The sequence below is a fragment of the Streptomyces lydicus genome (genome assembly GCF_000717345.1).
In the GTDB taxonomy this organism is placed as follows: Bacteria; Actinomycetota; Actinomycetes; order Streptomycetales; family Streptomycetaceae; genus Streptomyces; species Streptomyces lydicus.
This window is the reverse complement of the sequence record NZ_JNZA01000012.1, coordinates 52,927-79,472: the sequence shown is the minus strand read 5'-3', so window position 1 is coordinate 79,472 and position 26,546 is coordinate 52,927. Positions and strand designations below refer to the sequence as shown.

Here is a 26,546-nt window from a genome sequence, read left to right as displayed (position 1 = left end):
CTTAGCGGCCGCGGTGGAGTGCCGCGCACCCGGCCGGGGCGCGGGGCGCCCGGCGGGGGGTGCGCGGCGGGCGTTTATGCTCCGGAGTGAACCGACGGCCAGGAGACCGCTGTGCACCTTCCCCCCGAACTCCTCGCGCTGCTGCGCGGGGCGAGTACCTGCTACCTGGCCACGTCCATGCCCGACGGCTCGCCGCAGCTGACCCAGACCTGGGTCGACACCGACGGCGAGCACGTGCTGGTCAACAGCGTCCGTACGCACGTGAAGACCAGGAACATCGAGCGGGACGCCCGCGTGGCGGTCGCCGTCTCCGACCCCGCCGATCCCTCCCGGTACTTCCAGGTCCGGGGCAGGGTCGTCAGGGTGACCACCGACGGCGCGGTCGACCACATCGAGAAGCTGTCGCAGAAGTACCTCGGCCGCCCCTACCCGTGGTTCGGGGGCCGGGACGAGGAGCGAGTGCTCTTCGTCATCGCCCCGGAGCGGATCAGCGGGACGGCGTAGGGCGTCGCTCCCCGGCCGGGGAGGGCGGACTCAGGTCTCGGGGAAGGTGCCGGGCACGCCGAGCGTCCCCGCGACGGCCCGTCAGATGGCCGCCTGGGCGGACGCCAGGTCGATCCGGGGATCGTCCGGCATCAGCCGGATGCCGAAGCCGTCGCTCAGCGCCATCAGCAGCGTGGCGACCTCGTCGGCCTCGCAGTCGGTGAACTCGCCCGCGTCGATGCCCCGTCGGATCGCCCCGCCGATCCAGCTGTGCAGCTGGTCGTAGAGGTCGACGGCGAGCCGCTGTGTGAGCCGGGTCAGGAGGACGGCGTCCCGGGCTCCACGCCGGCGCCGTCCCCGGCCACGGCCGGCCGTTGCTCGAGGCCGGCCAGGTCCCGGGTGAGGGCGACCCGGGAGAGCAGTTCGGCACCCCACAGGACCAGTCCGATGCCCAGCGCCTCGGGGACCAGCCACCAGCCGGTCCGGACCCGTTCGTCGAACAGGGTGACCCCCAGCGACAGGCTCACCAGCGCGTCGCCGAGGGTGAGCACCGGCTGGGAGGCGGTCAGCGGGCCGGACTGCATGGCGTTCTCGAAGAGGAACAGCGCCAGTACGCCGACCAGCGCGAAGCCGTAGGTCGGCCAGGACGCGAAGAACACGGCGGCGCCGCCGGTCTGCCAGGCGTGGGTGGCGTCCTTCATCAGGGCCGCGGTGAGGGCGTAGGCGACGGCCGCGGACGCGGCAAAGCACGCGGCACGTACCCCGCCCGCCCCGTGGCGCAGCGCGCCGCCGACCGCCGTGGCGATCACCCCGGCGCACACCGCGAGGGCCAGGATCCAGCGGCTGAAGGGTGCGTGGTCGGTGCCGATGGTGGGCGCGGCGGCCGCCAGGGCGGAGCCGAGCCCGACGACGATCAGCGTCACGCCCACCCAGCCGCCGCGCGGGATCCGGCCGCCGAGGACCAGCCGGCCGATGAGCAGGGCCAGCGGGAGTTCCAGGACGAAGAGGGGCTGGACCACCGACAGCGCGCCCTGGGAGAGCGCCAGCGCCTGGAAGCAGGCGGCGGCGATGACCGCGAGCATCCCGCCGAGCCAGGCGACGCGGTGCAGCAGATCGACCAACAGGCCCAGCCGCAGGCCGGGGGCGAGCGGGACGGTGCGTGCCGCACGCCGCTGCAGCACCGTGGCCAGTGCGTTGCTGGCCGCCGCGAGCAGTGCGAACAGCACGGCCGGCCATGTGGCCATGCCTCCACCTCCTGCGCTGGTGTCCGCCGCCGACGCTATCCGGAGCGGGCCGCGACCGGTGGGCGACACGGGCGCCGACGGGCCGCAATCGCTGCACCGGAGGGCGTTGCCGGGTGCGTACGGTGACCGCGCGCAAGTGGCAGATCTTCCTCCCGGGACGCGCAGAACCCCAGGTCACCGCCGCTGTGGGCGTGGCCGCAAGTGGCGCAATGTTGCGGCAACACCACGGGTCGGAACCCGTCGGTATGGTCCACCGCATGCAAGCCGAACGCACCCGCCAGCACACGACCCCGGTAGCGGCCGCGCGCCGCCGCCGGCTCCGCGCTGACCGCGCCCGGCAGCTCGCCGACCTGCTGCGCCACCAGATCCTCGGCGGGCGCTTCCCGGACGGCGTACTGCCGCACGAGGAGGTGATCGGCGCCGACTACGGAGCCACCCGCAACACCGTCCGCCAGGCCCTCGGCCTGCTGCGCGCCGAGCAGATCGTGGAACGGCAGCCGGGGGTGGGCACGGTGGTGGTGTGTCAGAAGTTCCCGCACGGGCTGGACCGGCTGATGGGGCTGGCCGAGACGCTGCTCCCGCACGGCCGGGTCACCAACGAGGTCCGCACCATCAGCCCGGTGACCGCCCCGGCCCCGGTGGCGGACCGGCTGAGGATCCCGCCGCGCAGCGAGGTGCTCTACATCGAGCGGCTGCGCCGGCTGGACGGCGCGCCGCTGTCGCTGGACCTCACCTACCTCCCGATGCACCTCGGGCCGGCGCTGCTCGACGCCGATCTGGAGAACAACGACGTGTTCCGGCTGATCGAGGAGGCCGCCGGGCAGCCGCTGGGCACCGCCGAGATCACCCTTGAGGCCGTCAACGCCGACGCGCACTCGGCCGCCGTGCTGGAGGCGCCGCGCGGAACGGCGGTGCTGATGCTCGAACGGCTCACCCATCTCGCCGACGGCACGCCCGTCGACCTGGAGTTCATCCGCTTCCGCGGCGACCGGATCACCATGCGGGGCCTGCTGCACCGCACGGTCTGAGCCCCGCGCCGCCCTCCCCGCCTACCCCCGCTCCCCCTTGCCTTTCCCCTGTCCTGGAGACCGCCATGCCTCTCACCCCCCAACGGGCGGACGTGCCCGTGACCATCGACGAGTCCAAGTGCATCGACGGCTGCACGCTCTGCGTCGACATGTGCCCGCTGGACTCCCTCGCCATCGATCCGGTCGGCAACAAGGCGTACATGCACGTCGACGAGTGCTGGTACTGCGGCCCGTGCGCCGCCCGCTGTCCCACCGGAGCGGTCACGGTCAACATGCCCTACTTGTTGCGATGAGAGGCACCACCCCATGCCACGCACTCCGATCCGACGCACCGCACCGCCGGCGGCCGCGGTCCTGCTCCTCCCCCTCGCCCTGACCGGCTGCGGCGGCGACGCGCAGGCCGGCGACGGCAAGCACGTCACCGTGACCGTCGGCTACCAGTCCAAGACCATCAACACCGTCACCGCCGGGACCCTGCTGCGCTCCCTCGGCTACTTCGAACGGGAGTTGCGGGCGCAGGGCCGGCGCGACGGCACGACGTACAAGGTGGCCTGGCAGGACTACGCGACCGGGGCGCCGATCACCGCGCAGATGGTCGCCGGGAAGGTCGACATCGGCTCGATGGGCGACTTCCCGCTGCTCCTCAACGCCGCCCGCGGCAAGCAGCTGCGGGCCCCGACCCGGCTGGTCTCGGTCACCGGCTACAACCTGCGCGGGGCGCTCAACACCATCGTCACCAAGCCCGGTTCCGGGCTGCGCTCGCTGCCCGACCTGCGGGGCAAGAACGTCTCCAGCAGTGTCGGCTCGGCCTCCGACGGCACGCTCGTCCGGGCCCTGCGCGGGGCCGGGATCGATCCGGAACACGGCATCCACAAGCTCAACCAGCAGCCGGCCGTGGGGGCTTCGGCGCTGCAGTCGGGCAGCGCGGACGCGCTCTCGCAATTCGTGGCCTGGCCGGGCCTGCTCGCCTTCCAGGGCAAGGCGCAGGCGCTCTACGACGGCGGTGCGCTGAACCTGCCCACCTTCCACGGCGTGACCGTGCGGGACGCCTTCGCCGGGCGACGTCCCGGTGTGGTCAAGGCGTTCCTCGCCGCGCAGCGGGACGCGACCCGCTATCTCCAGGCTCATCCGGTCGCCGCCGCCCAGCAGGTCGCCCGGGCGACCGGGCTGCCGCCCGAGGTGGTCTACCTCTACAACGGCGCCGGCGGTGTCGCCACCTTCGACCCCACCCTCAAGCCGCAGCTGATCGCCGCGCTGAAGAAGGACGTACCGGTGCTGCGGGCGGCACGGCTGACCGGGCCGGTCGACGTCGACTCCTTTGTCAACGACCGCTATCTCAAGGCGAGTTACGGCCGCACGTACGCCGCGGCGGTGCGCTCCACGGCACATCCGGCGGCCGACGAGGTGTGGCTGCGCGGCGAGGACCACACGCACTCCTTCACCGGCCCGGCCGGCGTGCTGCGGTTCGTCGCCGCGCACCGCGGCACGGTACGGGCCGCGTATGTGGCCGACGCGACGACCGGCAGCCGCTGGTTCGCCGACAAGTCGATCTGGGTGCGCGACGGCGCGCGGCTGCTGCCCTTCCTCACCCGGGCGACCGCCGACGCCTGGCTCCGGCGGCACCCGGGCGCCCGCCCCGTCAGCTACGCCGCCGCGCTGGAGCGGGCCCGGTGAGCGCGCCCTGGACGCGGCGCGCCCGGCGCGCCGCGGCGGTCCTCGGGGCGCTCGCCCTGTGGCAGGTGCTCGCCCAGTTCCACGTGGACCTGTGGCTGCGGTTCGCGCAGTTCCCGACGGTCACCGAAACGGCCCGCGCGTTCGCCCGGCGGCTCGGCACGGCCACGTACTGGCAGGACGTCACCGAGAGCCTGACCCGGATCGTCACCGGCTTCGCGCTCGCGGCCGTGCTGGGCGTGGCGGTCGGCACCGCCGTCGCCCGCTCGCCCCTGGTGTCCGACCTGTGCGGACCGCTGCTCGAAGTGCTCCGGCCGATCCCGGCGATCGCGCTGGTGCCGGTGGCGATCCTGCTGTTCCCGAGCAATGAGCAGGGCATCGTCTTCATCACCTTCGCCGCGGCGTTCTTCCCCGTCACGGTCGCCACCCGGCACGCGGTGCGGGCGGTGACGCCGGTCTGGGAGGAGGCGGTGCTGACGATGGGCGGCGGCCGGTGGCGCGTCCTGCGGTCGGTGGTGCTGCCGGGCGCGCTGCCCGGGATCCTCGGCGGGCTGTCGGTCGGCATCGGGGTCTCGTGGATCTGTGTGATCTCCGCCGAGATGATCTCCGGTGAGTACGGCGTCGGCTACCGCACCTGGCAGGACTACACGGTGGTCGACTACCCGGGCGTCTTCGTCGGGATGGCCACCATCGGCCTCCTCGGTCGGCTCACCGCGACGGCGGTGGAGCTGACCGGGCGGCGGCTGACGCACTGGGTGCCGCGTACCGCGCACGGTCCCGGCCCGGCTCCGGCCGGCCGGCTGCGGACGCCGGCGGGCCGGGCGACGAGTGGCGGGCCGTCATGACCGGCACCGGGCTCACCACGGCGGCGCCCGCCGGGGCGCCCGCGCAGGGGCTGCGGCTGACGGTGGCCGGCGCCGTGCTCGGCCGGCCCGGCGCCCCCGTCCTGCACGGCCTGGACCTCGAAGTGGCCCCGGGCGAGATCCTCACCGTCGTCGGGCCCTCCGGCTGCGGCAAATCCACCCTGCTGCGCACCCTGGCCGGTCTGCTGCCCCCGCTCGGTGGCCGGCTGAGCCAGGACGGCGCGCCGCTCGGCGGGCCGTCCGCCGACCGTGCGCTGGTCTTCCAGGAGGACGCCCTGCTGCCCTGGCGCAGCCTCCGCGCGAACATCGAACTCCCCCTCGCCATACGGGGGTTGCCGCGCGCGGAGCGCCGGGCGCGGGCCGACGGCTGGCTGGCCCGGGTCGGACTCACCGAGCACGCCGGCCGGCTGCCGCACCGGGTGTCCGGCGGCCAGCGGCAACGCACCCAGCTGGCGCGTGCGCTGGCCGGGCGGCCGCGCGCGGTCCTGATGGACGAGCCGTTCGGCTCGCTCGACGCGCGGACCCGGGCCGGGATGCAGGAGTTGCTGGTCGAGGCGTTGCGCGGCACCCGGGCCACCGTCGTCTTCGTCACCCATGACGTCGACGAGGCGGTGTTCCTGGGCGACCGGGTCGCGCTGCTGGGCACCGGCCGGGTGCTGGACGTACCGCACCCGCGCGAGCGGTCCGCGCACGACGCGCCGGCGACGGTCGCGCTGCGGCACGAGGTCCTCGCGTCGCTCGCCGACGCCCCCACCCCCGAAATCCTCTGAAAGGCCAAGGCATGGAGATCCCCGCACTCGCCGATGCCGAGGAGCGCTCCTGCGACGTCCTCGTCATCGGCGGCGGCACCGCCGGCACCATGGCGGCGCTCACCGCAGCCGAACGCGGCGCGTCCGTCCTGCTGTTGGAGAAGGCGCACGTCCGCCACTCCGGCGCGCTGGCGATGGGCATGGACGGCGTCAACAACGCCGTCGTGCCCGGGCGGGCGGAGCCGGACGACTACGTCGCCGAGATCACCCGCGCCAACGACGGCATCGTCGACCAGTCCACCGTCCGCCAGACCGCGACCCGCGGCTTCGCGATGGTGCAGCGGCTGGAGTCGTACGGCGTGAAGTTCGAGAAGGACGAGCACGGCGCGTACGCGGTACGGCAGGTGCACCGGTCCGGGTCGTACGTGCTGCCGATGCCGGAGGGCAAGGACGTCAAGAAGGTCCTCTACCGGCAGCTGCGGCGCCGCGAGATGCGCGAGCGGATCCGGATCGAGAACCGGGTGATGCCGGTGCGGGTGCTGACCGGCCCGGACGGCCGGGCGGTCGGGGCGGCCGGCTTCCACACCCGCACCGGCCGCTTCGTGACCGTCCGGGCGGGGGCGGTGATCCTCGCCACCGGGGCCTGCGGCCGGCTCGGCCTGCCCGCCTCCGGCTACCTCTACGGCACGTACGAGAACCCCACCAACGCGGGCGACGGCTACGCCATGGCGTATCACGCGGGCGCCGAGCTGACCGGTATCGAGTGCTTCCAGATCAACCCGCTGATCAAGGACTACAACGGCCCGGCCTGCGCCTACGTCGCCAACCCGTTCGGCGGTTACCAGGTCAACCGGCACGGCGAGCGGTTCGTGGAGTCGGACTACTGGTCGGGGCAGATGATGGCCGAGTTCGCGGCCGAGGTCGCGTCCGAGCGCGGACCGGTCTACCTGAAGCTCAGTCACCTGCCCGAGGAGTCCGTCGCCGCGCTGGAGACGATCCTGCACACCACCGAGCGCCCCACCCGCGGCACCTTCCACGCCGGGCGCGGGCACGACTACCGCACCCACGACGTGGAGATGCACATCTCCGAGATCGGGCTGTGCGGCGGCCACTCGGCGTCCGGCGTCCGGGTGGACGAGCACGCCCGGACGACCGTGCCGCGGCTGTACGCGGCCGGCGACCTGGCCTGCGTCCCGCACAACTACATGATCGGCGCGTTCGTCTTCGGTGACCTGGCGGGCGCCGACGCCGCTCAATTCACCGCGTACGAGGGCGAGTTGCCGGCAGATCAACTGCGGGCGGCCCATGAGCTGGTCTACCGGCCGCTGCGCCGGCCCGACGGCCCGCCCCAGCCGCAGGTCGAGTACAAACTGCGGCGCTTCGTCAACGACTACGTCGCCCCGCCCAAGAGCGGCGCCCGGCTGTCGCTGGCCGTCGAGCACTTCGAGCGGATGCGCGCCGACCTCGACGGCATGGGCGCCCGCACCCCGCACGAGCTGATGCGCTGCGCCGAGGTCAGCTTCATCCGCGACTGCGCCGAGATGGCCGCCCGGTCGTCGCTGGCCCGGACCGAGTCCCGCTGGGGCCTGTACCACCAGCGCACCGACCATCCGCAGACCGACGACGACACCTGGCTGCACCATCTGGACCTGCGCAAATCCGCCGAGGGGAGGATGGAGTTCACCGCCCGCCCGGTGGCGCCGTACCTGGTACCGGTCGCGGAGTACACCCCGGTGGGTGGCGCTTCCCGGTTCCTCGGTGAGGTGCATCCCGAGCAGGTCGCGACGGCGGGGCGGCGGGACACCCCTCCGGTGGGCTCGGCGGCGTCCGGGGCGCGGCCCGGAGCCGCGGCGGCGTCCCGTACCGAGGCGCCCGGCGCCCCCTCGCCGCGCCTCCTCGGGCTCCTCGCCCTCGCCGAGGACCAGCCGGACCTCACCGCGCTGCGTCCGTACCTCACCGACGCCGACCCCGCCGTACGCCGCGCCGCCGTCGACGCGCTCACCGAGAGCGTGCCGGCCGGCACCGGCCCGGCGCTGGCCGCCGCGCTCGCCGATCCCGATCCCGCCGTGCGGGCGGCGGCCGGGGCCTCGCTGCGGGAACTGGTCGAGGTGCTCACCCCGGAGCCGGCGTTGCGCGAACCCCTGGCCGCCGCCGTGCACGGCCCCGACCCCGTCGTCCGTGCCGCGGCCCTGGACGTCCTGCGGGCCCTCCGTCTCGGCGACCCGGCCCTGTTCGGCGAGGCGCTCGCCGACCCGGTCGTGGAGGTCCGCATCCAGGCCGTCCGGGCCCTGGTCTCCGTGGACGCCGCCGACGCGCTGCGGCGGGCCGCGCAGGACCCCTCGCGGGAGGTCCGGGTGGCCGCGGCCCACGGCCTGGGCACGGCCGGCGGCCCGGACGGGCCGGCGGCGCTGGTGCACGACGCGGACCCCCTCGTACGGGCCGCGGCCCTCGGCGCGCTGGCCACCACCGGCTGCCCGCCGCCGTACGACGCGCAGGCCGTCACGGCGCTGGGCGACCCGGCCTGGCAGGTCCGGGCCGGCGCCGCCAGGGCCCTGGCCGCCGCCGACCCCGGGCTCGCGGTCCCCGCGCTGCGCGCCGCCCTGTCCGACGCGCACGCGGACGTCCGCAAGGCGGGGGTGCTGGCGCTGCGCGCCCACGCGGGGCACGAGGCCGCCGCCCGGGCGCTGGCCTCGGTCGCCGACGACCCGGACGCCGACGTCCGCGCCTACGCCCGGCTTCCGGCAAAGGGGTGACACACGTTCGGGCCGTACGGGTGGCGTCCGGGGCGGGGCGGTCGGAGGCTGGGGCCGAGGGTGCGTCCGTACCGCGCGAGGAGTTCCCGATGGCCCCCAGCTACCGCAACGACGACCTGAGCGCCCCGCTCGCCGGCGGCGTACTCGGGCGGTCCCCGGGGACGCACGGCACCGAGGGCCGCTGAGCGCCCGGCACGGGCCGCCGGGCAGCACGATGACCGCTCCCTCGTCCGCCTACCCCGCCAGGTGGCCCCGGTACGTCGAGGTCGCTCCGGGGGTCCTGGTGACCGCCGGCCTCATCTGGAACGCACTGTCGCCGCAGGACTATTGGGGCGATCCGATGCTGACCGCGGCCAGCGTGACGGCCGGTGCGCTGCTCACCCTGCGGCACACCCTCGTGATCGGCATCGTCATCGTCGTCGGAGTCTTCGCGCTGACCGTGAAGGACGGTACCGCGCACGACGTCGTGGGCCATCTGGAGCTCCTCAACACCGTGTTCGCCGCGCTCATGGGCCTAGGCGTCAACCGGGTGATCGCCTACCACGGACGGCATCTGGACGTCGTACGGATGGTCGCGGAGGCGGCGCAGCTCGCCGTGCTGCCCGAGCCGCCGCGGCGCATCGGTCCGCTGGCCGTCGCGGCCCGCTACCAGGCCGCGCAGAGCCAGGCCCGGATCGGCGGCGACGCCTACGCCGTGCAGCGGACGGCCTTCGGGGTGCGGCTGCTGATCGCGGACGTCCGCGGGAAGGGAATGGGCGCGGTGAGCGCGGTGTCGGTGCTGCTGGGCGCCTTCCGCGAGGCGGCCGAGGAGGAGGCGGAGCTGCCCGCGCTGGCCGGACGGATGGAGCGCGCGCTGCTGCGGGAGAGCGAGCAGATTCCCCCCCCGGGCGCCACCCTGCTGCTGGTCACCGACGGCGTGACCGAGGCCCGCGACCACACCGGGACGTTCTTCGACCCCTCGGCGCGGCTCGCGGGACACGGCCCCTTCGGGGACCCGCAGGAGGTCATCGACCTCCTGGTGCGGGAGGTCGAGGAGTGGACGGGCGGGCCGCGCGACGACGACATGGCGGTGCTCGCGGTCACCCGCCGGCCGGCCGCCTGAGCGGGGTCGATCCGCGAAACTCCTCGTGGGTTACCGGCTGTAGGGGCCCGGGGATGAGATGATCGGCCAGAGCATCAGCATCCGCCCCGAGCGATCCTCGCTCCCGCGCAGATCGGAGTTGATGTGTCCGAGAACAGATCAGCACTGCTGAGCCAGCGCGCCGCCGTCATCCTTCTCCTCGGCGCCCTCACCGCCCTCGGCGCCGGCGTGCTCACCTGCGTCAACGGCGGCACCCTGGCGTCCGCGACCCTCGTCGGCGGCGCCGCCTTCGGCGCCGGTGTCACCTTCTTCCATACCGTCATCGACTGATTCCACGGTCAACGACCGTGTGCTGTCGGGGCGTTGCGTCCTACAGGAACGCCCCGGTCCGCGAGGTGGCCGCCTGCGCGATCTCCTTGGGCGTGCCCTCGGCCACCACCGTGCCGCCCGCCGCGCCGCCCACGGGGCCGAGGTCGACGACCCAGTCGGCGGCGCGGATGACGTCGAGGTTGTGCTCGATGGTGACCACGGTGTGGCCGGCGTCGACCAGCCGCTGCAGCACGCCGAGCAGACGGGCGGTGTCGGCGGCGTGCAGTCCGGTGGTCGGCTCGTCGAGGAGGTAGAGGGTGCGGCCGGCGATCCGGCGCCCGAGTTCCCTGGCGAGCTTGATGCGTTGGGCCTCGCCGCCGGACAGCGTGGTGGCGGGCTGGCCCAGTTGCAGATAGCCCAGGCCCACATCGGCCAGCCGCTGCAGCCGGTTCGCGACCGCGGGCAGGTCCGCGAAGAGGGCCAGCGCCTCGTCGACGGTCGCGTTCAGCACCTGGGCGATGTCGTGCCCGCCGTAGCGCACCTCGCACACCTCGGGCCGGAAGCGGCGGCCCCGGCAGGCGGGGCAGCGGACCTCGACGGCGGGCAGGAAGTGCATCGGTACGGCCAGCACGCCCGCGCCCTCGCAGCGCTCGCAGCGGCCGCCGGGGACGTTCGCGGAGAAGTGGCCCGGGGTCAGGCCGCGTTCGCGGGCGGCCGCGGTGCGGGCGAACGCGTCGCGGATCGGGGTGAAGGCGTCCGAGTAGGTCGCCGCGTTCGAGCGGGGCAGCCGGCTGATCGGCTGCTGATCGATCGTCACGACCTTGTCCAGGTGCTCCCAGCCGTCGATCCCGTCGTGCTCCGCGGGCGGTTCACTCGCGCCGTGGAAGCGCCGGCGGGCCGCGCGGCCCAGGATGTCGAGCAGCAGTGACGACTTTCCGGAGCCCGAGGGGCCGGTCACCGCGACGAGTTGGCCGAGCGGCAGCCGGACGGTCAGGTCCTTGAGGTGGTGCGCCCGCGCCCCGCGGATGACCAGAGCCCGGCCGTCGCCGGGCCGGGGCGTCTCGGGGACGGGCACGGCCAGCCGGCCGGCGAGGTAGGCGCCGGTGACCGACGCCGGGTTCGCGGCGACCTCGGCGGGGGTGCCCTGTGCCACGATGCGGCCGCCGTCGCGGCCCGCGCCCGGGCCGACGTCCACGACGTGGTCGGCCGCGCGCAGCACGTCGAGGTCGTGCTCGATGACGAGCACCGTGTTGCCCAAGTCCCGTAGCCGGCACAGTACTTCGATCAGTCGGGCGGAGTCGGCGGGGTGCAGGCCGATGGTGGGTTCGTCGAGGACGTAGAGCACTCCGGTGAGCCCGGAGCCGAGCAGCGCGGCGAGCCGCAGCCGCTGGGCCTCACCGGCCGAGAGGCTCGGCGTCGGCTGTTCCGCGGTCAGGTACCCGACCCCGACGTCCACCAGGCGGCGCACCCGCTCGTGCAGGTCGGCGACGACGGGTTCGGTGAGCAGCCACTCCTCGGCGGTGACCCGCCCGCGGAGCGCGTCGAGCCAGCCGGCGAGCGCGACGAGCGGCAGCCGTGCGGCGTCGACGAGGGTCACCCCGGCGACGGTGACGCCCCGGCTCTCGGGGCGCAGCCGGGTGCCCCGGCAGTCCTGGCAGGTCTCCTGGAGCAGCGACCGTTCGGCCTTCTCCCGGTAGGTGGCGTCGTCGATGCGCTGGGCGTAGCGCCGCATCGCGGCCGTGACCACGCCCTCGAAGCGACCGCGGGCGACCGTGACGGGTGGTGCGGTGTCGGGGAAGTGGCGGCGGAACTGCGGACTGTCGGCGCCGTACAGCAGCAGAGCGCGCGGGGCGTCGGGGAGGTCGCGGACCGGCTGCCGGACGTCGAAGGTGAAGCCGTAGTGCCGGGCGGCGGCGTGCAGGGTGGGCAGGGCGCGTTCGGTGAGGGCGGGGTGCCAGCCGAGGACGGCGCCGTCGGCGACACCGCGGTCGTGGTCGACCAGCCGGTGCACATCGGCCCGGACGGTGACGCCGAGGCCGGTGCAGGCCGGGCAGGCGCCGGCGGGTTTGTTGAAGGAGAAGTCGCCCATCACCAGCTCGGGCACGGGCGTCGCGCAGTGCGGACAGGGCAGGGCGGGGCCGGTGGCGTCGGCGTCGTCGTCCTGGATCTGCTCCCCGTCGACGCGGTACGAGGGCGGCAGGAGGTGGCCGCAGCCGGGGCACGGCCGGTGGCCGATCCGCGCCCACAGCACCCGGAGGTAGGTGAAGACCTCGGTGGCCGTGCCGACGGTCGAGCGGGGGCTGCGGTTGGTCAGGTGCTGGTCCACGCTGATCGACGGCGAGAGGCCGGTGATCACGTCGACGGCGGGCTTGCTGACGTAGCCGGTGACCATGCCGAGCGATTCGAGGTACTGCCGCTGGCCCTCCCTGTGGAGGGTGTCGAGGGCGAGCGTGGACTTGCCCGAGCCGGAGAGGCCGGTGATCACGACGAGCTTGTTCTTGGGGAGGTCGAGGGTGACGTTCTTGAGGTTGTGCAGACGTGCGCCCTTGATGTGGATCGAAGCAACCATGGCTTCAAGCGTGTCATTGAACCGTCCATTGAAGGTTCTGAGCCGCTCGCATCGAGGGAGGGGCGCCACGATGTGGCATGAACAGGCAATTCGGTGCGGGGCGCGTGCGTTGTGGCCGGCCAACCTTCAAACCGGGGCGGAGGCCCCATGAGCGCGGGACGCACCGGGGGCAGTCCCGCGCGCCCGTGCGGGTCCGTGAGGCCCGTCGGCCTGCTGACTCCGCAGGGTGACCGAAACACCCGTTTCCGCAGCCGCGGCTGCGGCGACGCCCTGCGGCCCGGCCTGGTGCGGGGCGATCCCGGGTCGGGCGGAATTCCCGGCGCCGCATGCGGTGCGCCGCCGCACCGGTGGTGCCAGACTTGAGACAGCGCGCCCGGCCGCCGGCCGGAGCCCTTGTCGCCGAGGGGAACATCATGACCTGGGCATCTTGGACCACCGTCGGGATCCACTCGCTGCCCAACGCGGTGCGCACCGAAGAGATCGGCGTGATCAACGGTGACCTGACCATCCATACGACCTGGTCGGAAGATCTTGCGCACGTCGCCGTGCAGCACACCGGGTCCTCGGACTGGTACACCATGGCCGGCAGTCCCGTCCCCTGCCCCTCCGAGGAAGCCAGCCGTTCCTTCCACCAAGCGGTCGTCGAAGCCGTACGGGGCGGGGAACGGGCCGAGGCGTCCCTGGAGGAACTGCTCGGCCCGCAGAGCACGGCCGCGTCGGCGGACCGGCCGGCGCCCCAGCACCGTGACTCCTAGCGGCACCTCCCCCCAGCACCCGTGCGTCCCTGCTCCGTGGGCGGTGTCGGCCCACTCCGGGTGAGCACCGGTGGGGGCCGGGCCGGGATGACCACCGGGTAGGCGCCGGATTCCCGGCGCATGCGGTGCCGGAGTCCGGAATGGCACCCGCGGATATCTTCCTGCCGTGAACCGCCACCGCGTGGTCGCCCTGCTCAATCCGCCGCAGTCGCTCAATCCGCCGCAGTCGCCCTTCGAACTCGCCTGTGCCTCCGAGGTCTTCGGCACCGTCCGGCCCGGCCTCGCGATGCCCCATGCGTTCCGCGTCTGTGCCGCGCACCCCGGGCCGCTGCCCACCACCGTCGGCTACTCGATGCTCGTCGACTGCCGGTGGATGCCGTCGCCACCCGGGTCGGGCTCTCCTCCGCGGTCAATCTGCGCCGCCACTTCCGTGCCGCCCTCGGCGCCACGCCGGGCACCTACCGCCGGACCTTCGGTACCGGGCGAACAGACCGGACGAACTCCCCCTTTTAGGGCGTCTCCTGCCCTGACACGCGAAGGCCGGGGCGGGATCCGGTAGCCGCCGGCATTTCTTTCCGGCGCCGAGCAACCATTTCGCGCCGTCCCATGTCTCCTGGGGCAGAGCACTTTTGGTCACCTTGCGGCTACCCAAAGGTGACCAATTGTCAAATTTGAACCACGAATTTTTAATTCCGATCATTTCGCTTTACATGCTCATGCCAGGCCATAGAGGGTTTGCGCGGGGCCACCCGGTCCCCGCGGTGCACAACAGCTCCGCGTGTACGGGCGGTTGGCCAGTCGACCGCCCCCGCAGCGCTAAGGACCCTCAGTAGTGCGTAGACCCCACATACGCAGGCACCGCCTGGCGATAGCCGTCGCGGTGACGACGGCGGCGACCCTCACGGCCGGCGTGGCCACCGCCGCCTCCGCCCCCACCTCGGTGGCTCCGGCCGCCGCACCCGCCGCCGCGCCCTCCCTCTCCAAGGTCGTCGACGCCGCCCGCACCGCCGCGTTCGCCCACGCCTCGGCCACCGGGGTCGGCAAGAAGGACACCCTCAAGGCCGTCGACACGATGGTGGACCGGGACGGCCGCAAGCACGTCCGTTTCGTCCGTACGCACCGTGGGCTGCCGGTGCTCGGCGGCGACCTCGTCGTCCACCTGACCGCCAAGTCCGCCTACGAGGGCGTGACCCGCGCATACCGCCACCAGCTCGACATGTCCGCCACCGACCCGAAGCTGTCGGCAGGTCAGGCCCGCTCCAAGGCCGCCGCGGTGGCCGAGGGCCAGGCCGGCGAGGCCGAGCTGGTCGTGGACGCCCGGGACGACCGGACCACCCTGGCCTACCAGGTGCAGGTCAGCGACAGCCGTACCGACGAGGCCGGCGGTATCCGTACCGTCGTCCTCGACGCGTTCACCGGAGCGGTGCTCAGCAACACCCCGGCCAACGACTCGTTCCTGTCGCCGGCTCTCCAGAAGAAGCTGCGCAAGCGCGGGGAGCGGCTCAACCCCGCCACCCGGCTGCTCGCCCCCGAGCCGCCCGCCACCGGCACGGCCGCGGCGACCGCCGGCTACCCCGCCGCGGCCAAGGGCTCCGGCGCGTCCTTCTTCGTCGGCAGCGTGCCGCTGACCACCACCCGGACCGCGGCGAAGTCCTACACCCTCAAGGACCCCACGCGCGGCAACACCGAGACGCGGGACGCCGGCGACAAGGAGCTGGAGAAGTTCACCAGCGGCAAGGCGTTCACCAGCACCACCAACCGCTGGGGCAACGGCACCACCAGCAGCCGGACCACCGCCGCGGTCGACGCCCAGTACGGCATCACCAGCACCCTGGACTTCTACAAGAAGACCTTCGGCCGCAAGGGCATCAAGAACGACGGCCGCGGGGCGCACGCCCTGGTGCACTTCGGCAAGAAGATAGGCAACGCCTTCTGGTCCTCGGAGTGCGGCTGCATGCTCTACGGCGACGGCGACGGCCAGACGTTCGCCAAGCCGCTGGTCGTCCTGGACGTCACCGGCCATGAGCTGACCCACGGCGTCGTCGACGCGACCGCCAACCTCCAGCCCACGCGCGTCGACGAGGAGGGCAACCAGTTCGGTGAGCCCGGCTCCCTCAACGAGTCGCTGGCGGACATCTTCGGCAGCGCGGTGGAGTTCTCCACCAACAACCCGAAGAACCCGCCGAACTACCTGATGGGCGAGAAGCTCGGCCTGGCGCAGAAGTTCCTGCGCCGGCTGGACAAGCCGTCCCTCGACAAGCTGGAGGGCACCGTCGACTACTGGTCGAAGGCGTCCTACGACACCGAGGTGCACGCCGGCTCCGGCGTCTCCTCGCACGCCTTCTACCTGCTCGCCGAGGGCAGCGGGAAGAAGACGATCGGCGGCGTCGCCTACGACTCCCCCACCTACGACAGCTCGACGGTCACCGGCATCGGCCGGAGCAAGGCGACCGCGATCTTCTACCAGGCACTCACCCGGTACATGGTCTCCACGACCGACTTCCACGACGCCCGGAGCGCGACGCTGCGTGCGGCGAAGGACCTGTACGGCGCCGGGAGCGCCGAGTACAAGGCGGTCGACAAGTCCTGGGCCGCGGTGAACGTGACGGCGGCCAACAAGCCGTCGGCCAAGCACTGAGCGGGCTTCGCCCCCAGTGGTGCCCCCGCCTCCGGGCGGGGGCACCGTGCGTTCCCGCCCCGCCGGTCCGTCCGGTGAACCTCGACGGCACGGCCGCCCCCGCCTACGTTTGACGCCATGATCACCGATCGCGACGACGGACATCCCCTCGAGACCGGCGCGGGCCGCGGCGGACGGCGTCCCGGCTACCCCGTGGCGGCGGGCGTGTTCGCCATCGGCATGGCCGGTACGACGCTGCCCACTCCGCTCTACGGGCTCTACCGCGAGCAGCTCGGGTTCTCCGAACTGATGGTGACCGTGGTCTTCGCGGTCTACGCGCTCGGCGTGATCACCGTGCTGCTCCTCGCGGGCAACGTCTCCGACACGGTGGGCCGGCGCCCGGTGCTGTTCTGCGCCCTGGGGCTGTCCGCGGCGAGCGCGCTGTGCTTCCTCTTCGAGGGCGGGCTGCCGATGCTGCTGCTCGGGCGGGTGCTGTCCGGCTTCGCGGCCGGGCTGTTCAGCGGGGCCGCCACCGCGGCCGTGCTGGAGCTGGCGAAGCCGGGCCAGGAGGCGCACGCCGGGTTCGCCGCGACCGCCGCGAACATGGGCGGCCTCGGCTGCGGTCCGCTGCTGTCCGGCCTGCTGGCGCAGTACGCGCCGTGGCCGCTGAAACTGCCGTTCCTGGTGCACCTGGGCCTGGTGGCGCTCGCGACCGGGGCGACCTGGCTGCTGCCGGAGACCGTCCGCCGTCCGCGCCGCCCCCGCTCGCTCCGGCCGCAGCGTCTGCACCTGCCGCACGAGGTGCGGGGCGTCTTCGCCCCCTCCGCCATCGCCGCGTTCGCCGGCTTCGCGCTCCTGGGCCTGTTCACCGCCATCGCGCCGAGCTTCGTCGGCCAGACCCTGGGCGTGCACAACCTGGCGGTCGCCGGTGCGGTCGTCTTCACGGTGTTCCTGGGCTCGACCGTCGGGCAGTCGCTGTCCGGCCGGATCGGCGTCCGCACAGCGCTGCCGGCCGGCTGCCTGGTGCTGGTGGCCGGACTCGTGCTGGTGGCCACGTCGCTGGCCGTGACCTCGCTGCCCGTGCTGGTCACCGGGGCGGTCTGCGGCGGCATCGGCCAGGGGCTGGCCTTCCGCGCCGGTCTGACCGCCGTGGGCCACGCCGCGCCGCCCGAGCACCGCGGCGGCACCATCTCCGCCTTCTTCCTCGTCGCCTACCTCGGCATCTCGCTGCCGGTCGTCGGCGTCGGGGCGCTCACCATGGAACTCGGCCTGCGCGGCGCCGGCCTGACCTTCTCCGCCTGCGTGATCGCGGTGGCCGTCGCCGTCGGCCTGTACGTGCTGCGCCGGCCGCCGACGGACGACGACTGACGGCCCGGCCACGACGCCGGCGCCGGTGGCACGGGCCGCGCCCGCGGGCTCAGACCGCCCCCGCGGCCCCCGACCGCGCCACGTCCCGCCCGAGGCGTAGCCGCAGGGCTCGCGGACCACGGGTGAAGACCCCGTCATCGCCCGGCGCCGTACCGTCCGCGAACTCCATGACCGGGAAGGCGTCGAGGAGTTGGCCGACGCCGGTCTCCACCTCGGTCCGGGCCAGCAGCGCGCCCACGCAGAAGTGCCGGCCGAGGCCGAAGGCGACGTGCTCGGCCGCGGCGGAGTAGGCGCCCACCGGGTTGAGGTCGGTGCGGAAGATGTCGAAGCTGTCGGGCCGGGCGTACTGGCTGTCGTCGCGGTTGGCGGCGCCGATCAGGCAGATGACCGTGGCGCCCGCGGGGACGGTGCCGCCGCTGAGCGTGACGTCCGCCGCGGGCTGACGCATGATCATCTGGACCGGCGGGGTGTACCGCAACGTCTCGGCGAAGGCCGCGGGGATCAGCGACCGGTCGGCGCGCACCGCGGCGAGCTGGTCGGGGTGCGCCAGCAGGTTGCGGAAGAGCAGGGCGAGGGCCTTGTCCGTGGTCTCGCCGCCCGCGGACAACAGCAGGCTGACGAACGCGGTGATGTCCTGATCGTCCATCCGGACCCCGTCGACCTCCGCGGTGCACAGCCTGGAGAGCAGATCGTCGCCGGGCGCCGCGCGCCGTGCCCGGAGGACCGGGCGCAGATACGCGGCGAGTTCCTCGCCCGCGCGCCGGCCCGCCGCCGCGACGCCGGGATCCTGGGCGAGGTTCGACAGGAAGGCGACGACCGCGCCGTACCAGCCGTGGAAGCGGTCGTGGTCGGCCCGGTCCAGGCCCAGCATGTCGACGATCACGTTGATCGGGAAGCGGGTCGCGAACTGCTCGACCAGGTCGGCCTCCTCGGCGTCCCGGAAGGCGTCGATCAGCTCGCGGGCGTTGCGCTCGATGACCGGCAGGAACGTTTCGCGCAGCTCCCGGCCGCGGAAGGCGGGGGCCACCAGGGCGCGTCGTACGGCGTGTTCGCGGCCGCTCATCTGCGGCAGGGTGCGGCCGCCGTGTGCCGGTTCCATCTGCCAGGCGTAGTTGTCGGTGGTGAACACCGGGTCGCGGAAGGCCCGTGCTACGTCCTCGTACCGGGAGAGCAGATAGCTGTCGGTGCCCTTGTGGTGGAGCAGCGGGTGGTGCTCGCGCAGGATGCGGTATGCGGGGTAGGGGTCCGCCGCGAACTCGGGTGACAGGATGTCCGGAGCCTCAGGGATGGTGGTCACACCGCGCGACGCTAGGGACCGGTGCGCGACCGGTACAGGGTGCACGGCCGGTGTGCCGGGGCGCCGGGGGCGCACCGCCGCGCTGCCGGCGCAGCCCGCGCGGCCGTGGACATGTGCCCTGCCCGCCCGCCTCACCCGGTCGGTGGACCCTCTTCACTCTCCTGCCCTCCCCGGCACGCCCCTTCGGCGGAGGCCGGAAACGCTGGAGCCGGCGGCCGTCCGATCCGGCCGCCCCGCACACGATGCCGCGCCGGCCGCCGCGCCCGGCCGGCCTCCTCCTGGCGAACGGAAAGAGTGAGATGCGCATGGCCACACCGGCTTCAACTGCCCGGCCGAGCCGCCTCGGCCGCGGGTGCGTCCTCGTGGCGGCGCTCCTCACGGTGTGGTGCACCGTCGCCGTACCCGCCGTCGCCGCGCCGGCCGCGAAGCCCGACCGGGCTGCGGTGACCAAGCCCCTGGTGTTCATGGGCGTCGGCACCCTCGCCGGACTGACGGTGCTCGCGGGCGCGGGCCTGGTCGCCGGCGCCCGCAGACGACGGGGCACCGCCCCGCCGTCGGACCCCTGCTGACGAAAGGACCCGACGCCCCATGGCCACGTTCACCACCACCGACGGCACCGAGATCTTCTACAAGGACTGGGGCTCCGGCCGGCCCGTCGTGTTCAGCCACGGCTGGCCGCTCAACGCGGATGCCTGGGACGACCAGATGAAGCTGGTCGCCGCCGCCGGGTTCCGCGCCGTCGCCCACGACCGCCGCGGCCACGGGCGTTCCGGCCAGCCCTGGCAGGGCAACGACATGGACACCTACGCGGACGATCTCGCGCAGCTGATGACGTTCCTGGACCTGCGGGACGCGGCCCTGGTAGGGCACTCCACGGGCGGGGGCGAGGTGACCCGCTACATCGGCCGCCACGGCACGGACCGGGTCGCCAAGGTCCTCCTGCTCGGGGCCGTCCCGCCGCTGATGCTCAAGACGGACGCCAACCCGGAGGGGCTGCCGATCGACGTGTTCGACGGTATCCGCGCCGGCGTCGCCGCCGACCGCTCGCAGTTCTACAAGGACCTCAGCGAGACCTTCTACGGCGCCAACCGGGCCGGCTCCACCGTCTCGCAGGGGATCCGTGACGCGTTCTGGTTCTGGAGCATGCAGGTCGGCCTGAAGGGTGCCTTCGACTGCGTCAAGCAGTTCTCCGAGACCGACTTCACCGAGGACCTCAAGCGGTTCGACGTCCCGACCTTGATCATCCACGGCGACGACGACCAGATCGTGCCGTTCGTCGCCGCCGGGAAGAAGTCCGCGAAGCTGGTGCGGGACTCCACGCTGCGGGTCTATCCGGGCGCGCCGCACGGCCTGTTCGCGGTCGCCCCGTACAAGGACGAATTCCACGCCGATCTGCTGGCGTTCCTCAACGGCTGAACGGTGCTCAGCCGTTGTCGGCCTTCCGCAGCCGGGCAGCCTCCCGGGGGGAGTTCTCGTTGAGCTGCCCGGCGCGCGAACCGGCCAGCTTTTCCGCGAGGTGCCGGCCGACCGTGGTGGGCGGGTACCGCGGCTCGGTGCCCACCGGGACGCAGCCGGGCAGCGCGGTGATCTCGGCGTCCCAGTTGCCGTCGTGGAAGTACGCGGCGGAGCGGCGCCGGACGAGCCGCCCCTCGCCGTCGATCGGGGGCAGCACCCGGTGCAGGGTGGACCGCCAGCGGTCGTTGGTCCAGCGGGCCAGCAGGTCACCGAGGTTGACCAGCAGGCAGCCGGGTTCCGGCACCACGTCGTGCCAGCCGCCGCGGTCGTCGAGGATCTGCAGCCCCGCCACGCGGTCGGCCCACAGCACGGTCACGATGCCGTAGTCGGTGTGCGCGCCCATGCCCATCCGGCCGCGGTCGGGGACGTGGTCCGCTTCCGGCGGCGGGTAGTGGTTCATCCGCAGGACGTCGAGGGAGTGATCGGTGAACGGGACGAAGTAGTGCTCCGCCAGCCCCAGCGCGCAGGCGAAGATCCCGGTCAGCCGCCGGGCGAGGGCGCCGGCCCGGCCGCACCACTCCTCCACCGCCCGCCGGAAGCCCGGCACCGGTGGCCAGATGTTGGCCGGGTAGTGCGCCTCGGGGAGTCGCAGGCCGGGGAAGGAGGTCGCCTCGGAGCCGACGTTGAAGGCTTCGAAGAGGTCCTCGGCGGCCGCCGCCACGCCCAGGCTCAGGCTGAGTTGCTCGGTGCGCGGCGGGGTGTATCCGCGGTTGACGCCGGGGGACGGCGGACGCAGCCGCTTCTTCTCCTCCAGGGGAAGCGCGAAGAACGCGTCCAGTGCGGCCGCGAAGTCCCGCACCACGCCGTCGGGGATCCCGTGCCCGCGGACCTGAAAGAAGCCGACGGTGCTCGCCGCCCGGTCGACGTCTGCCGCGATCAGCGCGCGTCCGGCCGCGGTGCCTCCGCTCCAGCCGGAGATGTCGACGACGGGCACGGCGAACCGTCCGCCGACGGCGGCGCCTGTGGTCCCGCTCATCGCATGAGGTCCTTCCTCGCCGGCACCCGCTCCGGGGCGTCGTGCAGCATTGTCCTGCCGGGCCGCGGCCGCCGGAAGACGGCCGGGGCCGTCACGGCAGGGGTGTGGGCCAGTCCGGGGAGCGGCCGAGGGCGGTCAGGATCTGTTCCAGGGGCGCCGCGTGGGCGGCGGCAGCCAGGGCGGGCCGGAAGGCGCTGCCCGGGGTGCGGCGGGAGTCGTCGTCCGGGACGGCGTACGCGATCGGGAGGGCGGCCTCCACAAGTGCCGGGCCGGGTGCGTAATCGAGGCCCAGGGTCCGGGCGACGTCCCAGCTGTGCACCAGGTAGTCGATGAGGTGGAAGCCGATCGCCCGGTGGGCGGGGAAGGTCCGCGCGGTGGTGAACTCGGGGAGGGTGAAGGGCTGGTCGGGAGTGCCGACGGCGGCAAAGGCGGCCATGACCTCGTCGGCCGCCGCGGCGTACCGCGCGACGGGGTCGGCACCGAGGGGGTGGACCGCCCAGTGGGCCGGATCCCGGCCGTCGCCGCGCGCCGCCGCCGCGAACCCGTGGTGCTGGGCCGTCATATGGGCGAGCAGACCGGCCAGCGTCCACGCCGAGCAGGGCGTGGGCCGGGGCAGGTCGTCGGGGGTCACCCGGCGGACGAGGGTGACGCTGTCCCGGACCGCGCGGGCGTGCAGCGAGGTGAGGTGCGCGAGGTCCGGGCGGGGTGCGGTGGCGGGCGGCGCGGTGGCGTCGACGGCGCCCGCGTCCGGAGCGGCACGCGGAGTCGACGGCGCGGCAGAATTCATAGGCATGCGCTTACGATCTGCTCCAGCACATCAATTGTCAACGGGTATTTTCTTGGCCATGGCCGAGAACGCAGCCGACGACGGCGCCACCTCCGAAGGACGGCCGGCCCGTCCCGACCTGGCAGCGATGATCGTGCCGTTGGGGCGCGCGCTGATGGCCGCCGAGCAGCCGGTCCTGGACGCCCACGGGCTGACGATGTGGGCGTACACGGTGCTGCTGCACCTGGAGGAGACCCCGATCCGCACCCAGGCCGCGCTGGCCGGCGCCATCCGCGCGGACAAGACCCGCATCATCGCCGTCCTCGACGACCTGGAGGCCCGGGGGCTGATCCACCGCCAGCCCGACCCCGAGGACCGCCGGGCCCGGCTGCTGTCGCTCACCACCGAGGGCCGGCGGCTGCGGGACGCCGCGCAGTCGGCGATCCAGCAGGGCGAGGAACGGCTGCTCGCCCGGCTCCCGGCCGCGGACCGGTCCGGTTTCCTCAGGTCCCTGGAGACACTGTCCGCCCTGCCGGAACTGGCGCCGGGAAAGCCGGAACGCACCACGGGCCGGAAGGGCCCGCACTGACCCGCTCACACAGCTGCCGGTGCCGGCCGGCGACCCGTGGTCGTCCGGCCGGCACCGGCGGGATGGCTGCGCGACTTACTTGTAGTCGCGGTCGCCCCAACCCATGCCGCCGCGCTCGCAGCCCTCGCTGAAGGCCGGGCCGACGTGCTCGTAGACGCCCGCGGACAGCCAGCACGCGCCGTAGTGGCCGTGGCCGTGGCCGCGGTGGTGGTTGTAGTGCTTGTGGTGGCCGTGGTGGCGGTCCTTGCCGTTCGCCAGGGCGGCGCTCGCACCGCCCATGACGATGGTGGTGGCCAGGGCGCTGGCGGCGATCGCGGCGCGGATGCGCATGTTTGCTCCTCAGGAGACTCAAAGGGGTATATCGACCTTTTCAGGGATCACCTTCACAGAATCGTCTAAAACCTGACTCATCATTAATTGCGCGACTCGGAGTAACGCACCGTCGGTTTGTCCTTCGGGCCCCGGCCGGTCAGGCGGACAGCGAGCGGGCCCGAGGGTCGGCGCGGCCGCCCGCAGCAGGGCAGCCGCACGCCCAACGCGTAGCGGCGGAGGGCCTGTTCACCGCTGGTGCGGTCGTCCGGGGCGAGGGACCGCAACCTCACCGTCCCGGCCGCTCTGCGATGCTCCTCGCATGGCAGCGGACAGCAGGGACGACAGCGGCAGGGACGACGCCGGGGAGGGCTACCTCCTCGACAACCGGCAGACGGAGGCGGGTGAGCGGTTCGACGCCCTGGCCGAGCTGTTCGACCCGGTGACCTTCCGGCACATCGACGCGCTGGGCATCGGCCCGGGCATGCGGTGCTGGGAGGTCGGCGCCGGCGGCCCGTCCGTACCCGCCGGACTCGCCGAGCGGGTCGGTCCGTCCGGGAAGGTGGTGGCCACGGACCTCGACGTGTCCTGGACCCGGGGGCTCGCCAGTGACGTGATCGAGGTCCGGCAGCACGACGTGGCCGCCGATCCCCCGCCGCCCGACGGCTTCGACCTCGTGCACGCCCGGCTGGTCCTGGTCCACGTCAGCGACCGGGCCGAGGCGCTGCGCCGGATGGTGCGGGCGCTGCGCCCCGGCGGCCGGCTGCTGCTGGAGGACGCCGACCCCGGTCTGCAGCCGCTGCTGTGCCCGGACGAATCGGGCCCCGCGCAACGGCTCGCCAACCGGCTGCGGTCCGGCTTCCGGCAGTTGATGGCGGAGCGCGGCGCGGACCTCGCCTACGGGCGGACGCTGCCCCGGCTGCTGCGCGAGGCGGGTCTGGCGGACGTCCGGGCCGATGCGTACTTCCCGATCACCTCGCCGGCCTGCACCGTCCTCGAATCGGCCACCGTTCGGCAGATCCGGGGCCGGCTGGTGGCGGCCGGCCTCGCCACGGACGAGGAGATCGAGCGCCATCTGGCGAATGTCGCCAGTGGGACGCTCGATCTGACCACCGCGCCGATGGTCTCGGCGTGGGGACGCCGCCCGTGACGGGCCGGGCCGCCGGCTGACGCAACAACCTGAGTCGACGGGACGGGCCGCCGGCTGACGGTGCGTGAGCCGACGGCCCCGCTCAGGCCCCTTCCTCCGCCGTCAGCACGGCCGGCCGGCGTTCCGTACGGGTGACCGGCCGCAGTCCGAGGGCCACCAGGACGACGGCCACTGCGAGGAAGGCGGACAGCACGGCGAAGCCGGTCACGCTGGAGCCGGTGGCGTCGGTCAGCCAGCCGACCAGGTAGGGCCCGGCGAAGCCGCCGAGATTGCCGAGGGCGTTGATCAGGCCCATGGCGACGGCCACCACCTCGAAGCGGAGCAGTTCGCCGGGGATCGCCCAGAAGGGCCCGTAGGGCGCGTAGAGCGCGGCGGCCGTCAGGCACAGCAGCAGCATCCGGGGCAGCGCGCCGTCCACGGCCTGGCCCAGCAGCAGGGCGGCGATGCCCACGACGAGCGGCACGGCCACCGCCTGCCGCCGCCTGCCGGTCCGGTCGGACCAGACGGCGTTGGCGATCATGACGATCAGCGCGACGGTGAAGGGGAGGGCGGTGAGCAGCCCCACCTCAGTGGCGGATCCGTCGTGGGTCAGCTCCTTGATTACCGACGGCAGCCACAGGTTGAAGCCGTAGAAACCGGTGATCCAGAAGAAGTAGACGCCGATCAGCACCAGGACCGGCCGCTGCTTGACCGCGTCCAGGTAGGAGCCGCTGCCCGACGGCGGCTTGGCGGCCTCGTCGGCGGCGAGGGCGCGCTCCAGGTGGCCGGCCTCGGTGCGGGAGATCCACCGGGCCTGCGCCGGCCGGTCGGCGACCGTGAACCACCAGACCACCGCCCACAGCAGGGGCGGCAGGCCCTGGAACACCAGGACCCACCGCCAGCTCGCGTGGTCGAGCATCCAGCCGGACAGCGGTGCCATCAGTACGGAGGACAGCGGCAGGCAGGCCATCCACAGGGCGTTGGCGCGGGCGCGCTCGCGCAGCGGGAACCAGGAGGCGAGCAGGATGAGCACGGCGGGCCAGACGCCGCCCTCGAAGAGCCCCAGGACGAAGCGGGCCACGTAGAACTGCGACTTGGTCTGGACGAGCCCGGACAGCGAGGCCGCCAGCCCCCACGCGAGCATGAGGATCAGCACGGTCTTCCGGGCGCTCCAGCGCTGGGCGAGGATCGCGGCCGGGATCTGCAGGAAGACGTAGCCGATGAAGAAGACGCCGCCGACCAGCCCCTTGTCGGCGTTGGACAGCGCCAGATCGCCGTGCATGTAGGGGAGGATGACGGAGACGTTGTTCCGGTCGAGGTACGCCAGCATGTACATGATGGCGGCGACGGGGATGACGTACGCCCAGCGCTTGGCGGGGACGGGGTGCGGGAGGGCGTCCGTCATCGGGCGGCTGCCGTTCCGTAGGCGGCCCGGATCCGGTCGGTGAAACGGCTGAAGCCAGCGGCGGCGCGGAAGGCGGCGGCCATCGTGCCGTGCGAGGCGCGGCCGCTGCCCGCGATGTCGAACGCGGTGCCGTGGTCGACGGAGGTGCGCAGGATCGGCAGGCCCACGGTGACCGAGACGGTGCCGTCGAAGTCGACGGTCTTGGCGGGGATGTGGCCCTGGTCGTGGAAGTGGGACAGCACCCCGTCGAAGCGGCCTTCGAGGCCCTGGTGGAAGACCGAGTCGGCGGGGAGGGGGCCCACGACGCCCAGCCCCTCTGCTGCGGCCTTCTCCACGGCGGGCCGCAGCACGGTGATCTCCTCGTCGCCGAAGTGGCCGCCCTCGCCGCCGTGCGGGTTGATCGCGGCGACCGCGAGGCGGGGCGTGTCATGGCCGAAGACGCGCAGGGCGGTGACGGCGTGCCGGATGCTCGCGGCGACCCGCTCCTCGGTGATCTGGTCGAGGGCCTTGCGCAGGGCGAGGTGGCGGGTGGTGAAGAAGATCTTCAGGCCGCGGACCACGAACATGGTGTCGAAGTGGGCGGCGCCGGTCAGTTCGCCGAGCATCTCGGTGTGGCCGAGGTGCTGCGAACCGGCCGCCCAGATGGCCTCCTTGTTGATCGGTGAGGTGACGATGCCGTCGACCTCGCCCGCCAGCGCGGCGCGGGTGGCGGCCTCGATCGCGGCCACCGCGGAGCGGCCGGCGACCGCGTCGACGGTGCCCCAGGGGAGGTCGGCGGGGGCGACACCGAGGTCGAGCACATCGATGGTGCCGGGCTCGAACCGCGCCTCACCGGGCGCGCCGACCGCGCGGACCTCGACGTCGAGCCCGCAGACGTCGACGGCGCGGCGCAGTACGGCGGCGTCGCCGACGGCGAGTCCGCGGCCGAGCGCGGTGCTCGCCGGGTCCGCGAGCGTGCGGGCGGTGATCTCGGGGCCGATGCCGACGGGGTCGCCGAGGGTCACGGCGAGGACCGGCAACGGGCGGTCGGGGGCCGGCTGAGGGGCAGTCATGACGTCGCCTTTCGGGGT

At 73.5% G+C, this 26,546-nt stretch carries 25 protein-coding genes and 1 pseudogene; 17 read left to right on the top strand and 9 right to left on the bottom strand.

The annotated features are described in order from the left end of the window. The first annotated feature begins 111 nt into the window (after positions 1-111). On the top strand, positions 112-504 hold the full coding sequence (locus OO62_RS12900) for a PPOX class F420-dependent oxidoreductase (RefSeq protein WP_033267490.1): 393 nt from the start codon (positions 112-114) through the stop codon (positions 502-504). 81 nt (positions 505-585) lie between these two features. On the opposite strand, the gene OO62_RS37835 is transcribed toward OO62_RS12900, so the two are convergent. Both OO62_RS37835 and OO62_RS12890 read right to left on the bottom strand, forming a co-directional pair. Beyond that, complete coding sequence (locus OO62_RS37835; protein ID WP_078617143.1) at positions 586-918, bottom strand: TetR family transcriptional regulator C-terminal domain-containing protein; 333 nt, start codon at positions 916-918, stop codon at positions 586-588. Beyond that, on the bottom strand, positions 801-1,727 hold the full coding sequence (locus OO62_RS12890; RefSeq protein WP_033267489.1) for a DMT family transporter: 927 nt from the start codon (positions 1,725-1,727) through the stop codon (positions 801-803). The genes OO62_RS37835 and OO62_RS12890 overlap by 118 nt, the downstream gene beginning before the upstream one ends. 257 nt (positions 1,728-1,984) lie before the next feature. On the opposite strand from OO62_RS12890, the gene OO62_RS12885 reads away from it, so the two are divergent. The 8 genes from OO62_RS12885 to OO62_RS12850 all read left to right on the top strand — a co-directional run bounded on the left by OO62_RS12885 (position 1,985) and on the right by OO62_RS12850 (position 10,202). Next, positions 1,985-2,755 carry a GntR family transcriptional regulator gene (locus OO62_RS12885; protein ID WP_033267696.1) on the top strand — a complete coding sequence of 257 codons (771 nt, stop codon included), beginning with the start codon at positions 1,985-1,987 and terminating at the stop codon, positions 2,753-2,755. 65 nt (positions 2,756-2,820) lie between these two features. Beyond that, positions 2,821-3,048 (top strand): 4Fe-4S dicluster domain-containing protein, encoded by a 228-nt coding sequence (locus tag OO62_RS12880; RefSeq protein ID WP_033267488.1) that lies wholly within the window; start codon positions 2,821-2,823, stop codon positions 3,046-3,048. A 13-nt stretch (positions 3,049-3,061) separates the two neighbouring features. Next, positions 3,062-4,429 carry an ABC transporter substrate-binding protein gene (locus tag OO62_RS12875; protein WP_211267950.1) on the top strand — a complete coding sequence of 456 codons (1,368 nt, stop codon included), beginning with the start codon at positions 3,062-3,064 and terminating at the stop codon, positions 4,427-4,429. Then, entirely contained in the window at positions 4,426-5,271 is an 846-nt protein-coding gene (locus OO62_RS12870; protein ID WP_033267487.1) for an ABC transporter permease, read from the top strand. The genes OO62_RS12875 and OO62_RS12870 overlap by 4 nt, the downstream gene beginning before the upstream one ends. Then, positions 5,268-6,059 carry an ABC transporter ATP-binding protein gene (locus OO62_RS12865; RefSeq protein WP_033267486.1) on the top strand — a complete coding sequence of 264 codons (792 nt, stop codon included), beginning with the start codon at positions 5,268-5,270 and terminating at the stop codon, positions 6,057-6,059. The genes OO62_RS12870 and OO62_RS12865 overlap by 4 nt, the downstream gene beginning before the upstream one ends. 11 nt (positions 6,060-6,070) lie before the next feature. After that, on the top strand, positions 6,071-8,791 hold the full coding sequence (locus OO62_RS12860; protein ID WP_033267485.1) for a fumarate reductase/succinate dehydrogenase flavoprotein subunit: 2,721 nt from the start codon (positions 6,071-6,073) through the stop codon (positions 8,789-8,791). Positions 8,792-9,005: 214 nt separating this feature from the next. Further along, positions 9,006-9,893 (top strand): PP2C family protein-serine/threonine phosphatase, encoded by an 888-nt coding sequence (locus tag OO62_RS12855; RefSeq protein ID WP_033267484.1) that lies wholly within the window; start codon positions 9,006-9,008, stop codon positions 9,891-9,893. A gap of 123 nt (positions 9,894-10,016) precedes the next feature. Continuing rightward, the gene (locus OO62_RS12850; protein ID WP_234386233.1) at positions 10,017-10,202 is read left to right on the top strand and encodes a hypothetical protein; all 186 of its coding nucleotides are present in this window, start codon (positions 10,017-10,019) and stop codon (positions 10,200-10,202) included. A gap of 40 nt (positions 10,203-10,242) precedes the next feature. On the opposite strand, the gene uvrA is transcribed toward OO62_RS12850, so the two are convergent. Then, positions 10,243-12,750 (bottom strand): excinuclease ABC subunit UvrA, encoded by a 2,508-nt coding sequence (uvrA, locus tag OO62_RS12845; protein WP_033267482.1) that lies wholly within the window; start codon positions 12,748-12,750, stop codon positions 10,243-10,245. 413 nt (positions 12,751-13,163) lie between these two features. Here uvrA and OO62_RS12840 point away from each other — a divergent pair, with 413 nt between their 5' ends. From OO62_RS12840 to OO62_RS12830, 4 genes and pseudogenes are all read left to right on the top strand, one after another. Further along, positions 13,164-13,505, top strand: coding sequence for a hypothetical protein (locus OO62_RS12840; protein WP_033267481.1), 342 nt, complete (start codon positions 13,164-13,166; stop codon positions 13,503-13,505). 166 nt (positions 13,506-13,671) lie between these two features. After that, positions 13,672-13,926: pseudogene (locus OO62_RS41705) on the top strand (AraC family transcriptional regulator); the annotation flags it as partial. 411 nt (positions 13,927-14,337) lie between these two features. Next, complete coding sequence (locus tag OO62_RS12835; protein ID WP_033267480.1) at positions 14,338-16,143, top strand: M4 family metallopeptidase; 1,806 nt, start codon at positions 14,338-14,340, stop codon at positions 16,141-16,143. Between the two features lie 117 nt (positions 16,144-16,260). Further along, positions 16,261-17,490: an MFS transporter gene (locus tag OO62_RS12830; protein WP_051733070.1), complete on the top strand. Its 1,230-nt coding sequence runs from the start codon at positions 16,261-16,263 to the stop codon at positions 17,488-17,490. 49 nt (positions 17,491-17,539) lie between these two features. Here the strand turns inward: OO62_RS12830 and OO62_RS12825 are convergent, their stop codons facing one another. Then, positions 17,540-18,787 carry a cytochrome P450 gene (locus OO62_RS12825; RefSeq protein ID WP_033267479.1) on the bottom strand — a complete coding sequence of 416 codons (1,248 nt, stop codon included), beginning with the start codon at positions 18,785-18,787 and terminating at the stop codon, positions 17,540-17,542. A 305-nt stretch (positions 18,788-19,092) separates the two neighbouring features. Here OO62_RS12825 and OO62_RS12820 point away from each other — a divergent pair, with 305 nt between their 5' ends. Together OO62_RS12820 and OO62_RS12815 are read left to right on the top strand one after the other, a co-directional pair. After that, on the top strand, positions 19,093-19,356 hold the full coding sequence (locus tag OO62_RS12820; RefSeq protein WP_157850138.1) for a hypothetical protein: 264 nt from the start codon (positions 19,093-19,095) through the stop codon (positions 19,354-19,356). A gap of 19 nt (positions 19,357-19,375) precedes the next feature. Then, positions 19,376-20,203 (top strand): alpha/beta fold hydrolase, encoded by an 828-nt coding sequence (locus OO62_RS12815; RefSeq protein ID WP_033267477.1) that lies wholly within the window; start codon positions 19,376-19,378, stop codon positions 20,201-20,203. Between the two features lie 7 nt (positions 20,204-20,210). On the opposite strand, the gene OO62_RS12810 is transcribed toward OO62_RS12815, so the two are convergent. Then, positions 20,211-21,278 carry an isopenicillin N synthase family dioxygenase gene (locus tag OO62_RS12810; protein ID WP_033267476.1) on the bottom strand — a complete coding sequence of 356 codons (1,068 nt, stop codon included), beginning with the start codon at positions 21,276-21,278 and terminating at the stop codon, positions 20,211-20,213. Positions 21,279-21,369: 91 nt separating this feature from the next. Next, a complete protein-coding gene (locus OO62_RS12805; RefSeq protein ID WP_248782275.1) occupies positions 21,370-22,071 on the bottom strand; it encodes a TIGR03086 family metal-binding protein in 702 nt (233 codons plus the stop codon). Positions 22,072-22,123: 52 nt separating this feature from the next. Between OO62_RS12805 and OO62_RS12800 the strand changes: the two genes are divergently transcribed. Beyond that, on the top strand, positions 22,124-22,633 hold the full coding sequence (locus tag OO62_RS12800; RefSeq protein ID WP_033267475.1) for a MarR family winged helix-turn-helix transcriptional regulator: 510 nt from the start codon (positions 22,124-22,126) through the stop codon (positions 22,631-22,633). 75 nt (positions 22,634-22,708) lie between these two features. Here the strand turns inward: OO62_RS12800 and OO62_RS12795 are convergent, their stop codons facing one another. Beyond that, positions 22,709-22,963, bottom strand: a complete 255-nt coding sequence (locus tag OO62_RS12795; protein ID WP_033267474.1) for a hypothetical protein — start codon at positions 22,961-22,963, stop codon at positions 22,709-22,711. 301 nt (positions 22,964-23,264) lie between these two features. Between OO62_RS12795 and OO62_RS12790 the strand changes: the two genes are divergently transcribed. Beyond that, the gene (locus OO62_RS12790) at positions 23,265-24,092 is read left to right on the top strand and encodes a methyltransferase domain-containing protein (RefSeq protein WP_033267473.1); all 828 of its coding nucleotides are present in this window, start codon (positions 23,265-23,267) and stop codon (positions 24,090-24,092) included. An 82-nt stretch (positions 24,093-24,174) separates the two neighbouring features. Here the strand turns inward: OO62_RS12790 and OO62_RS12785 are convergent, their stop codons facing one another. Then, a complete protein-coding gene (locus tag OO62_RS12785; RefSeq protein WP_033267472.1) occupies positions 24,175-25,476 on the bottom strand; it encodes an MFS transporter in 1,302 nt (433 codons plus the stop codon). After that, positions 25,473-26,528, bottom strand: a complete 1,056-nt coding sequence (pdxA, locus tag OO62_RS12780; RefSeq protein ID WP_033267471.1) for a 4-hydroxythreonine-4-phosphate dehydrogenase PdxA — start codon at positions 26,526-26,528, stop codon at positions 25,473-25,475. Before pdxA ends, OO62_RS12785 begins: the two co-directional genes overlap by 4 nt. Between the last annotated feature and the right edge of the window lie 18 nt (positions 26,529-26,546).